General features: G+C 62.6%; 9 protein-coding genes and 3 pseudogenes. 7 read left to right on the top strand and 5 right to left on the bottom strand.

Annotated elements, in window-relative coordinates:
- Positions 1-52: 52 nt before the first annotated feature.
- The 4 genes from K2Y56_RS18390 to K2Y56_RS18375 all read right to left on the bottom strand — a co-directional run bounded on the left by K2Y56_RS18390 (position 53) and on the right by K2Y56_RS18375 (position 2,589).
- On the bottom strand, positions 53-673 hold the full coding sequence (locus K2Y56_RS18390; protein ID WP_292510815.1) for a class I SAM-dependent methyltransferase: 621 nt from the start codon (positions 671-673) through the stop codon (positions 53-55).
- A gap of 116 nt (positions 674-789) precedes the next feature.
- The gene (locus K2Y56_RS18385) at positions 790-1,242 is read right to left on the bottom strand and encodes a DUF302 domain-containing protein (RefSeq protein ID WP_292510812.1); all 453 of its coding nucleotides are present in this window, start codon (positions 1,240-1,242) and stop codon (positions 790-792) included.
- An 83-nt stretch (positions 1,243-1,325) separates the two neighbouring features.
- Positions 1,326-1,721, bottom strand: coding sequence for a hypothetical protein (locus K2Y56_RS18380; protein WP_292510810.1), 396 nt, complete (start codon positions 1,719-1,721; stop codon positions 1,326-1,328).
- A gap of 64 nt (positions 1,722-1,785) precedes the next feature.
- Complete coding sequence (locus K2Y56_RS18375; RefSeq protein ID WP_292510807.1) at positions 1,786-2,589, bottom strand: extracellular solute-binding protein; 804 nt, start codon at positions 2,587-2,589, stop codon at positions 1,786-1,788.
- Between the two features lie 299 nt (positions 2,590-2,888).
- On the opposite strand from K2Y56_RS18375, the gene K2Y56_RS18370 reads away from it, so the two are divergent.
- From K2Y56_RS18370 to K2Y56_RS18350, 5 genes and pseudogenes are all read left to right on the top strand, one after another.
- Positions 2,889-3,281: a hypothetical protein gene (locus K2Y56_RS18370; RefSeq protein ID WP_292510805.1), complete on the top strand. Its 393-nt coding sequence runs from the start codon at positions 2,889-2,891 to the stop codon at positions 3,279-3,281.
- Between the two features lie 30 nt (positions 3,282-3,311).
- Complete coding sequence (locus K2Y56_RS18365; protein WP_292510802.1) at positions 3,312-3,824, top strand: sigma-70 family RNA polymerase sigma factor; 513 nt, start codon at positions 3,312-3,314, stop codon at positions 3,822-3,824.
- Positions 3,821-4,630, top strand: a complete 810-nt coding sequence (locus K2Y56_RS18360) for an anti-sigma factor (RefSeq protein ID WP_292510800.1) — start codon at positions 3,821-3,823, stop codon at positions 4,628-4,630. Before K2Y56_RS18365 ends, K2Y56_RS18360 begins: the two co-directional genes overlap by 4 nt.
- A 53-nt stretch (positions 4,631-4,683) precedes the next feature.
- The gene (locus K2Y56_RS18355; RefSeq protein ID WP_292510797.1) at positions 4,684-5,184 is read left to right on the top strand and encodes a hypothetical protein; all 501 of its coding nucleotides are present in this window, start codon (positions 4,684-4,686) and stop codon (positions 5,182-5,184) included.
- A gap of 203 nt (positions 5,185-5,387) precedes the next feature.
- Positions 5,388-5,465: pseudogene (locus K2Y56_RS18350) on the top strand (IS6 family transposase); the annotation flags it as partial.
- A gap of 50 nt (positions 5,466-5,515) precedes the next feature.
- Here K2Y56_RS18350 and K2Y56_RS18345 read toward each other — a convergent pair.
- Complete coding sequence (locus K2Y56_RS18345; RefSeq protein WP_292510793.1) at positions 5,516-6,268, bottom strand: IS6 family transposase; 753 nt, start codon at positions 6,266-6,268, stop codon at positions 5,516-5,518.
- A gap of 89 nt (positions 6,269-6,357) precedes the next feature.
- Between K2Y56_RS18345 and K2Y56_RS18340 the strand changes: the two are divergent.
- Positions 6,358-6,603, top strand: a pseudogene (locus K2Y56_RS18340) (transposase); the annotation flags it as partial.
- A 91-nt stretch (positions 6,604-6,694) separates the two neighbouring features.
- Positions 6,695-7,161, top strand: a pseudogene (locus K2Y56_RS18335) (transposase); the annotation flags it as partial.

The following is a 7,161-nucleotide window of genomic DNA, read 5'->3' as shown; positions in this document are numbered from 1 at the left end:
TCAGGCGGTTAACAGAGCCTAAAAACGAGACAGATCTAGCCTCTGCTGCGGCCTACGGCACGGCTTGCGACAGGCCCTTCTCGAATGCCAAATCGAAGTCCTTGGCCAGCAACTCCGTGATCCGCTCCGTGCGGCCCCACTCGAAGGGCGAGGGCGGCGCCGGTCTGGGCGGAGGTGGCATGTAGGGCTTCATCACCATGAACATCTTGAACAGATTGCTGTCCGACAGCCAGGTCGTGAGAGCCATACGCCCGCCCTTGCGGCAGACGCGAGCAAGCTCGGCCGCAGCGGCTTCCGGGCGGCTCGCGAACATCACGCCGCAGGTCGAGATCACGGCATCGAATTCGCTATCGGCAAACGGGAGCTTCTCGGCGTCACCGACCTGATAGGTAATGTTCAGACCTTCAGCCTTGGCCCGCTCGGCAGCAAATGCGATCAGCTCGGAGCTGATGTCCGCACCCGTCACCTGGGCGCCGCGACGGGCGACGAGCCGCGAGGACCAGCCGGTCCCAGTCGCGAGATCGAGGACCTTCTCGCCCGGTTTGGGGTCGAGCCGCAGCACGCAATGCTCAATGCTGTCGGCAATGCCTCGGCTGATCTCATCGTAACGGCCACCGCCTGAGTTCCAGACGCTCGCGGGCTTCTCGTTGTGGGCTTGGATACCGCTCATCATGGCCCCCGTTGGGATGGGTAGATACCTACGACTCCACCATCGACCGCTCGTGCGCGCTGTCCACCTTCAGCGCCCGTTCAACGCACTCAAACACTCTCTGCGTGCAGCTTGCGCCCTCACGGCGCCGTCGCGCCGTTAAGAAGTTTTTGCACGGCGGCCTTCATGGTGGCGATCGCGCCTTCGCATTCCGGAGCGAGAGCGTAGCGGTCCTTGAGCGCCTCAGGGTCGACCATGCCGAGCCAAACCTGTCCAACCTCATCTTGCCAGGCAAGGGCGCGCAAAGGGAGATCGATCCCGGCACGCTGGTTGCAGACCATGATCGGAGTTCCGCTCTGCGGTTTGCCGAAGATCATGAGTTCAGTCGGACGCAGTGTCAGCCCCGCATCCTTGGCGGCCTCAGAATGCGGAACGCGGCCGACAACGAAGAAGCCATCGTCGGTCACGAGCTTCTGCAGGCGGTCGAGGGTCTCCTTGACGGGTCTGGTGCTCTTGACGGCGATGAGATCGTCCGCCCTTGCATTCGCTCCGAGCGTAACGAAGACCAGGGCAGTGATCAGAACCTTAAGCATCACGTATGCTCCAGCCACTTGTTTGGGATGATGAGCGGACCAGGCCGTGGCATGAGCAAGTGTCCGGATCAGGCGCGGCAGGTTCAGCGCGTGGGCAGCGTCACTGTCGCGGTTGTGCCCCCAAAGCCGGTCGGCTTGAAATGCGCTCGCACGCTGACCGTCCCGATTTCGGGCGGAACCTGGACCCGAGTCACGGTTCTTGTGAAGGGCTGTTCGTCGTCGTGAGGATGATCCAGCACGCGCACACCGAGGATTGCCCCGTCCGGCCCGAGAACCTCGATCCGGTCGGCGTAGCGATCCCACCCCGTATCCGCGCTTCGCACCGTAACGTCGATATCGAAACTGCCCACTCCGCCTCGCCGCGCCACCGCAGACACGACGTTGGCATCGCCTGCCAGCGCGGCTGTTGCCCAAGCCAGCAACATGCCGCCCGATAAGCGAACACCAATAACCTTAGCCATAGACCTCAGGATAGGCATCGGGCAGGCTCGTTCTCACATCGTTCTGCTCGGAAAGATGGTGTGCCGTTTGCCAAGGCAAGGCTCAGCGGATCCAGCCTTCGGTCTTCATCAGCGCCTGGGCCTCGGGCGTGACCAAGTAGTTCACGAACTCCTGGGCCGCTGGATCGGCATCCGCTGCGACCGCGACGCTGAGGTCGCGCCAGACCTGCCGGCTGGTTTCGATCGGCACCTCAGAAAGAGCCTCCTTCTGAGTTGCCGGCCAGTTCGGCCAAGTGATCCAGGCGTCGGCGTCCTTGTCCTTGAACGCCTTGAAGCTGGCACCCGAGCCCGTGGAGAATGCGACGATGTTCTTGCGGAATGCGGTGACGTCCGACAGCTTGCCGAGACGCCCTGCGACGTCCTCCCAGGTGCCGGTGCCGGAGGTGTTGGCAATGCCCGAGCCTTCGGTCACGACGATCTTCATGCCATCCTTCAGGAGGTCATCGAACCCCTTGATCCCCTTTGGATTGCCGGCCTTCACCGCGATCACCGTCGGTCGCAGGTAGATCGGCTTCACCTGATCGGAGGAAAACGTCTTGTAGGTCTCAAGGAACGCCGTCATTGACTGCTCGGACGTGCCCCAAATGATGTCAGCATCTGTCTGCGCCTTCTTCGACCAAGTGGTTTCGGGACCAGCAATGATCTCGACTTTATTACCAGTTTTCTTCATCCAAACGTCGGCGACCTTCTTGAGCGCCGTATGAGGTCCGCCAGCACCGTAGAGCTTGACCATGCCGTCTTTCGGCTGGTGCTTGATCGCGGGATCGAACAGCCCGGTGTTCTGGGCTTGTACCGAAATGCCGCTGAGAACAACGGCTGTGGCGGCATAGAGAGGGAGAAGTCTCATGGGGCATCCTTCATGATAGTATCGCATTCTAAACCATGCTCTGCGGTGACTTCGCAGAGGGCTAATGCGTCGCTGAGTTCGACAGAGTCTAGTAGGAAGCTGCGCGGGTCGAATGGGATCAGGCTGGTATGCGTCGAACCTCGTGATCCGATCTCGCGGTCAGACTGGTAAGACGCCGCGAAAATCCTGTTTATTCCGGCCGTGCAAAATTATTTAGACCATGCCGATCCGTGGTGACGGAATAAAGCACGTCCCAGGGGCATCTCTCGGCTGATCATGTCGATCCCCGGAGCCCTCCCATGATGAATTTAGCCGTTCGGACCCTCACCCTCGCTGTTGCCGTCTCGCTTGGCACCGCCGCCTTTGCTCAGGGTATGGTGCCAGCAAAGACCGCCGAGACTGCCAAGGGCAAGGCCTTCGTCGACGACAAAGGCATGACGCTCTACACCTTTGACAAGGACACGGCCGGAAAGTCGGCCTGCAACGGTCCGTGCGCCGCAGCATGGCCTCCGATGATGGCGAGCGCGACCGCCACAGCAACGGGCGAGTGGACGGTTGTAACGCGTGACGACGGCTCGAAGCAGTGGGCCTACAAGGCGAAGCCGCTCTACACTTACGCCAAGGACAGCAAGGCCGGCGATATCTCGGGGGACGGCTTCCTGAATGGCGCTTGGCACATCGCGACGCCGTAAACGGCCCGTGGGCAGTTCGGCCAACAGCTGATGTCGAACGAGATCGCCGCGCTGATCGAACCGCTGATCCCGGCGCTCCGGCGCTACGCCAGGGCGCTCCTACGCGATAGGGATTCAGCCGACGATCTCGTCCAGGATACACTTGAACGGGCCATCTCTCGGTGGTCCCTGCGGCGGCGCGACGGCGACCTTAGGTCGTGGCTGTTCACCATCGAGCGCAACCTCTTCCTCGCCGGGCTGCGGCAGGCGCGGCGCCGGGGCATGCATGTCGGTACAGATCCGCTGGAGAGCTTGCCTTCGGAGGAGCAATCTCCCGATGCTACTCTCGGCGTCCGAGACGTGCTTGCAGGCCTCGCGGGCCTTCCCGAGGAACAGCGCTCCGTTCTGCTCCTCGTCGCCGTCGAGGAGTTCTCGTACGCCGACACCGCGAAGGTTCTGGACGTGCCGATCGGCACGGTGATGTCGCGGCTGAGCCGGGCGCGGGACCGCATGCGCAGCTTCATGGAAACGGGGCGAGTTGTGGTTCTCAGGAGCGTCAAGTGAGCGCTGATCATCGGCCCGTTGGCGAGGATGACCTGCACGCCTGGATCGACGGCTGTCTGCCGGTCGGACGCGTTGAGATCGTCGAGGCCTATCTTGCCACTCATCCTGAAGCCGCTGCCAAGGCTGCAGCCGACCGAGAGGGCAACGCTCAGCTGCGCGCCCGGCTTGCTGCGGTCGCCGAAGAGCCGATCCCGGCACGGCTTCAGGTCGCCAATCTCGTCGCCGCCGGCCGAAACCGTTGGCGCCGTCGCTTTGGCGCGGTCGCGGCCGCCATGGCCTGGATCGTTCTCGGTGGGTTCGGCAGCTGGCTCGGTCACGATCTATTACCGTCGAGCGGCGAGGGGCAGAAGGTCGCCGGCGCCTCGCTCGCAACACGGGATGCGGTCGCGGCCTTCCGGACGTTTGCTGTCGAAGTCACTCATCCCGTTGAGGTCGGCGCGGACCAGAAGCCCCATCTGGTGCAGTGGCTATCACGCCGCCTCAACCGGACGGTAGTCGTCCCGGACCTCTCGGGCCAAGGCTTTCGCCTCATGGGCGGACGGCTTCTGCCGACCGAGAGTGAGCCAGCTGCCCTCCTGATGTATGACGATGATCGCGGCACGCGCCTGATCGTCTACACCCGAGTGGGCCATGGCGAGGAGGCTCGAAGCGCGTTCCGCCCCGCCCGCGAAGGTGATGTCACGACTTGGGACTGGACGCAGGCAGGTCAATCCTACGTCGTGACTGCGCGAGCAGACGCGTCCCGCCTGCTGTCGGTCGCAGAGGCGATCGACGGCCAGGTCCGCAGCTTGGGCGGCCGGATTTAAGACGGAGAGCTTGCCTCTTCGAAGGCCGATGGAACGCGATTGGTGGTCAACGGATGAAAACACGTTCCATCATACGCGTGCTTGTCGCCGGGGCTGTGGCGCTCGCCGTCAACATGATCCTCCTTTGGCTCGCCGATCGCTTCGGGATCGTCACGGCCCGCGGTGGTTTCCAGCGGCTCACCAAGCTCTGGATGACGCCTTGGCTCGTCGCAACCGGTGCCGATGCGCTTTGGTCGCGTTGGCAGTTGCCCGATCCCGGTTCAGCCTTCTTCATGGCGGCCTTCAAGATTGCCGCTGGGCTCATGATGGCTCTTGTCTATGCCGCGATTGAGCCCAAGCTTCCCGGCCGCTGGTGGACGAAGGGCCTTCTCTACGCGCTGATTGTTTGGCTTCTCAACGCGGCCGTCGTGCTTCCGCTTCTCGGAGAGGGGTTTGCAGGTACGGGAAGCCTAACGGGGTTCGGCATCATCACCTTCGCCTTGGCTCACGCCGCTTTCTTCCTGGTTCTTGCCGGGCTGTATCGCCCGCGCCACCGGGGAGCACGCGTCGTCTGACAATGCTCCTTGCCTATCATTTTAGGTTTTGAAGCATCGAAATTGTCCCTTGGTGAAGATGACAGCCATATAACAGAAGGATTGTTCAGTTTTATAGAATGGAATAAGCTCGTCAATATATTAGGCCCTGTTGCAAAACCGCAGCGTTTACCCCCGCGTTGACCATACGGCCTGCATGGCGCCTTCCGAACCGGAGGCCGCCCATGATCCTGTCCGCCATCGCCGCGAAGCTGAAGCAGCGCGCCAAGGGCGATTTCAAGGGCCGGCACTACGAGGGGGCGTGTCGCAAACCATAACGTAGGCCGCAGGTGAGGCTGGATCCGCCTCGTTTTCAGGTTTCGTTAACCGCCGGAAGTCCGAAGCAGACAGCAAGCAGCCGGTTCTGCTCGCGGACGGTCCACACGCCAGCAAAGCCGAAGCCCTTGCGCAGCCAGAGCATCGCCTCGAACCCTTGGATTGTGCGCCGAGCCGTGTGGAAGGATTGAAAGCTACCGATCCTGGGCATGTTTTTCTTGACCCGGAAGTGGTCGCTCTCGATCCCTTGCTGCAGATGCTTGGTGACGTAGTGGAGCGGGGTACACGCCAGGAGGCCGCTGCTCCTCGCAGCCACGATCGCGGGCGGATAGGTGCTGGCGCCGTCGGTGCCGATCCGGTCAGGCGCGAGCAGCGGGTGATCCGCCAGCATCTTGCCGAAGAACCGCTTGGCCGCGTCCAGGTCGCGATTGGCGGTCAGAAGGAAGTCGACCGGATTGCCGTGCTTGTCGACAGCTCGGTACAGGTAGCGCCACTCACAGCGCACCTTGATGTACGTTTCGTCGATCCTGATCGAGCCGCAATGCGGCTTGCGGAAGGCTCGCAGCCGCTTCTCTATCAGGGGAGCGTAGGCCAGAACCCATCGGTTCAGAGTGGAGTGGTCCACTTCCAGACCGCGTTCCAGGAACAGCTCTTCGATGTCGCGGTAGCTCAGTGGATAGCGCAGGTACCAGGAGACCGCCTGGACGATCAGGGCTGCCTCGTAGTGCCGGCCCTTGAAGTCGGCCTTGGCGCGCTGCTTGAGCTTCGCGGCGATGGCAAACAGGATCATGGGCGGCCTCCAGGGTGGAGGCGGCAAGCTCGGTTGGTATGCCTAACGACCCGTAAACGTCCATCGCGTTCGCGTTTGCGACAAGCCCGAACGAATACTGCGAGAGCTTCAACGCGAAGCTGCGCGACGAACTCCTCAACGGTGAGGTGTTCTACACCCTCAGAGAGGCCAGCGTCGTCATCGAGCAGTGGCGGAAGGACTACAACACCATCCGACCGCACTCGTCGCTGGGCTACCACCCGCCTGCGCCGCAGGTCGTCATCTGGCCAACTGAACCGAGCGGCTCAGCGCCGCTCGCTCGCCCCGCCATCGTCACGCGACCGACGATGCACTAACTTCGCACCTGGGCCACCAAATGGGGGCAGGCCAATGTTGGACTTGCCTCGGAAAAGTGGAGAGCTCTTTCCGTGAAGGAGGAGGTCTCCGATGGCAGAACCCAAGAAGCAGTTTACCCCTGAGTTTCGCGCGGAGGCGGTCCGGCTCACCCAGACGAGTGGCCGTCCCCACCGCGAGATCGCTGCTGATCTCGGGGTCGGGCGCTCGACGTTACGCAACTGGATCGATGGCCAGCGTGATCGAGAGATGGACGTGCTGCCAGCCGACCGACAGGAGGACATGGCCGCCGAGCTGAAGCGCCTGCGGCGCGAGAACGAGGTGCTGCGCCAGGAACGAGACCCGAAGGGGGCGCCTTCAGGCGTCAGATCCTGAAGCGGGCCACGGCTTTTTTCGCCAAGGAGGGAAGTCGATGAGGTTCCGACTCATCGACGCGGCGAAGAAGGAGTTCCCCGTCCAGCGTCTGTGCAAGGTCCTCGACGTCAGCCCGAGCGGCTACTTCGCCTGGAAGACCCGGCCCGCCTCGCGCCGTCAGCGCGAGGACCTGGTCCTGCTCGCCC

The organism is Methylobacterium sp., assembly GCF_019745455.1.
Taxonomy (GTDB): domain Bacteria; phylum Pseudomonadota; class Alphaproteobacteria; order Rhizobiales; family Beijerinckiaceae; genus Methylobacterium.
Note: the sequence above shows the minus strand (reverse complement) of the source record. Positions and strands in the feature narration are given on the sequence as shown.

Coding starts and splice junctions, on each gene's coding strand:
- K2Y56_RS18355 (WP_292510797.1), top strand. CDS start 4,684: ATGAAAACACGTTCCATCATACGCGTGCTTGTCGCCGGGGCTGTGGCG.
- K2Y56_RS18385 (WP_292510812.1), bottom strand. CDS start 1,242: ATGCTTAAGGTTCTGATCACTGCCCTGGTCTTCGTTACGCTCGGAGCG.
- K2Y56_RS18390 (WP_292510815.1), bottom strand. CDS start 673: ATGATGAGCGGTATCCAAGCCCACAACGAGAAGCCCGCGAGCGTCTGG.
- K2Y56_RS18380 (WP_292510810.1), bottom strand. CDS start 1,721: ATGCCTATCCTGAGGTCTATGGCTAAGGTTATTGGTGTTCGCTTATCG.
- K2Y56_RS18345 (WP_292510793.1), bottom strand. CDS start 6,268: ATGATCCTGTTTGCCATCGCCGCGAAGCTCAAGCAGCGCGCCAAGGCC.
- K2Y56_RS18370 (WP_292510805.1), top strand. CDS start 2,889: ATGATGAATTTAGCCGTTCGGACCCTCACCCTCGCTGTTGCCGTCTCG.
- K2Y56_RS18365 (WP_292510802.1), top strand. CDS start 3,312: ATGTCGAACGAGATCGCCGCGCTGATCGAACCGCTGATCCCGGCGCTC.
- K2Y56_RS18375 (WP_292510807.1), bottom strand. CDS start 2,589: ATGAGACTTCTCCCTCTCTATGCCGCCACAGCCGTTGTTCTCAGCGGC.